Source organism: Paenarthrobacter sp. PH39-S1 (genome assembly GCF_030063245.1).
Classification (GTDB): Bacteria; Actinomycetota; Actinomycetes; order Actinomycetales; family Micrococcaceae; genus Arthrobacter_M.
On record NZ_JASISR010000077.1, the window covers coordinates 1 to 3,278 of the forward strand.

General features: G+C 65.7%; 2 protein-coding genes. Both read left to right on the top strand.

Features of this window, described 5'->3' with window-relative positions; genetic code table 11:
• Window positions 1–162: 162 nt before the first annotated feature.
• Complete coding sequence (gene tkt / locus QMG52_RS21390) at window positions 163–2,328, top strand: transketolase (RefSeq protein ID WP_434614526.1); 2,166 nt, start codon at window positions 163–165, stop codon at window positions 2,326–2,328.
• Window positions 2,329–2,386: 58 nt separating this feature from the next.
• The coding region (gene tal / locus QMG52_RS21395; RefSeq protein WP_283562419.1) for a transaldolase at window positions 2,387–3,278 on the top strand (892 nt) is incomplete at its 3' end.

The following is a 3,278-nucleotide window of genomic DNA, read 5'->3' on the forward strand; positions in this document are numbered from 1 at the left end:
GGTAGTCTACCGGGGGCGGGAATGTCTGGCCAGTCCTTAAGTGTAGTCAGAACCGTCAGAAAACAGTGTTACCCCTACCCGTTTGTTTCGGGATCATGGATATCAACCAGAATCATCCGTTCGGCCGCTGCAGGCCGATGACCGAATCGAAGGGGACCAATCGTGAAGCCGACCGCAAATGCGACGAGTGCCGTAGACAGCACCACAGGTACTGAATCAGCAACACTCAACTGGACGGCCGAGGACCGGCGCGCCGTGGACACAATCCGCGTTTTGGCCGCGGACGCCGTCGAAAAGGTCGGCAACGGCCACCCGGGCACGGCCATGAGCCTGGCCCCGGCCGCGTACCTTCTCTTCCAGAAGCTGATGCGCCACGACCCGAAGAACCCGGACTGGCTGGGACGTGACCGTTTCATCCTGTCACCCGGGCACTCCTCGCTGACCCTGTATATCCAGCTGTTCCTCTCCGGCTACGGCCTGGAACTGAAGGACCTTGAGGCTCTGCGCACCTGGGGTTCGCTGACCCCGGGCCACCCGGAATACAAGCACACCGCCGGTGTGGAAATCACCACGGGCCCGCTGGGCCAGGGCCTGGCCTCCTCGGTCGGTTTCGCCTACTCCCAGCGCCGGATGCGTGGCCTGTTCGACGCCGATGCTCCGGCCGGCGAGTCCCCGTTCGACCACACCATCTGGGTCATTGCCTCCGATGGCGATCTCCAGGAAGGCGTGACCTCCGAGGCTTCCTCCCTGGCCGGGCACCAGGAACTGGGCAACCTCGTGGTGGTCTACGATGAGAACCACATCTCCATCGAGGACGACACCGACATCTCCTTCACCGAGGACGTCCTGGCGCGCTACGAGTCCTACGGCTGGCACACCCAGCGCGTGGACTGGACCAAGACGGGCGAATACGTCGAAGACGTCCAGGAGCTCTACTCCGCACTCCTGGCTGCGAAGGCCGAGACCTCCAAGCCCTCCATCATCTCGCTGCGCACCATCATCGGCTACCCCGCCCCGAAGAAGCAGAACACCGGCAAGATCCACGGTTCAGCCCTGGGCGCGGAGGAAGTCGCGGCCCTGAAGGAAGTGCTGGGCTTCGACCCCGAGAAATCCTTCGAAGTGGACCAGGACGTGCTGGCCCACGCCCGCCAGGTGGTGGACCGCGGCGCGGCTGCCCGCAAGGAATGGGACGAGTCCTTCAACGCCTGGCAGGCAGCCAACCCCGAGGGCGCTGCCCTGCTCGAACGGATCGAAGCCAAGCAGCTCCCCGCGGAACTGGAGAGCGCTTTGCCCGTGTTCGAAGCCGGCAAGGACGTCTCGACCCGCGCCGCGTCCGGCAAGGTCCTGAACGCGATCGGCCCGGTCATGCCGGAACTGTGGGGCGGTTCCGCGGATCTGGCGGAGTCGAACAACACCACCATCGAAGGATCGCCGTCGTTCATCCCGGCCTCCCGTTCCACGGAAACGTGGAAGGGCAACCCGTACGGCCGCGTCCTGCACTTCGGCATCCGCGAGCACGCCGCCGCGTCGATCGTGAACGGCATCTCGCTGCACGGCCGCACCCGCGCGTTCTCCGGCACGTTCCTGATCTTCAGCGACTACCAGAAGCCCGCCATCCGCCTCGGAGCCCTGATGGGCGTCCCGTCCATCTATGTGTGGTCGCACGACTCGATCGGCCTGGGCGAAGACGGCCCCACCCACCAGCCGGTGGAACAGCTCTCCACCCTGCGTGCGATCCCGGGCCTGGACGTCGTCCGCCCCGGCGACTCCAACGAGGTTGGCACAGCGTGGAAGACCATATTGGAGAACCACGAGAACCCGGCAGGCATCGTGCTGACCCGTCAGAACGTCCCCACCTTCGCCCGCGGCGAGGGCACAGCCGAGGGTGACACGTTCGCTTCCACCGCCGGTGTGGCCAGGGGCGGCTACGTGCTGGCCGAGGCATCCAAGGACGGCAAGACCGTGGACGCCCAGGTCATCCTGATCGGCACCGGTTCCGAGGTCCAGCTCGCCGTCCAGGCCCGCGAAGCATTGCAGGCCGAAGGCATCGCCACCCGCGTCATCTCCATGCCGTGTGTCGAGTGGTTCAACAAGCAGGACGCCGCCTACCGCGAGGCAGTCCTGCCGGCAGCGGTCAAGGCCCGCGTGTCCGTCGAGGCCGGACTGGCCCTGGGCTGGAAGGAATTCGTCGGCGACGCCGGCCGTTCCGTCAGCCTTGAGCACTTCGGGGCCTCGGCAGACTACAAGCGCCTGTTCCAGGAGTTCGGCATCACCGCAGAAGCAGTCGCTGCCGCCGCCAAGGACTCCATCGCCGCCGCAGGCAACTAATTCCCACCTGCACCTGCACCGCGAACTGTCATCATTTTCGAAGGAAGAAACAGAAGCCATGACCAACGCAACACCCACCGCACAGCTTTCCGACGCCGGCGTGTCCATCTGGCTGGACGACCTCTCCCGCGGCCGCCTCAAGACCGGCACCCTGCAGAAGCTCATCGACCAGAAGAACGTCGTTGGTGTCACCACGAACCCCAGCATCTTCCACGCCGCGATCACCTCCGGCACGGACTACGACGCCACCATCGCGGCCCAGGCCGCTGCCGGTGCCTCCATCGAAGAGACCATCTTCGAGATCACCACCACCGACGTCGCCGACGCCTGCGACCTCTTCGCCCCCATCGCCGCGGCAACCAAGGGCGTCGACGGCCGCGTTTCCATCGAGGTGGACCCCCGCCTCGCCTGGGACACCGCCGGCACGGTCGCCGAAGCGAAGCACCTTTACAGGAAGGTCAACCGCGACAACGTCCACATCAAGATCCCGGCAACGCTCGAAGGCCTCCCGGCCATCACGGCAACCCTGAGCGAAGGCATCAGCGTCAACGTGACCCTGATCTTCTCCCTGGAACGCTACCGCGCAGTCATCAACGCCTTCCAAGCCGGCCTGGAACAGGCCAGGGAAAACGGCCACGACCTGTCCACGATCCACTCCGTCGCGTCGTTCTTTGTCTCACGCGTGGACACCGAGATCGACAAGCGCCTGGACGCCATCGGCACCGACGAAGCCACGGCACTCAAGGGCAAGGCCGGCGTCGCCAACGCACGCCTGGCCTACCAGGTCTACGAGGAGCTCTTCGGCACCGAACGCTGGGCAGTGCTGGCCGAAGCCGGCGCCCGCCCGCAGCGCCCGCTGTGGGCTTCCACCGGCGTGAAGGACCCGGCCTACCCCGACACCCTCTACGTCACCGAGCTAGTCGCCGCCGACATCGTCAACACCATGCCGG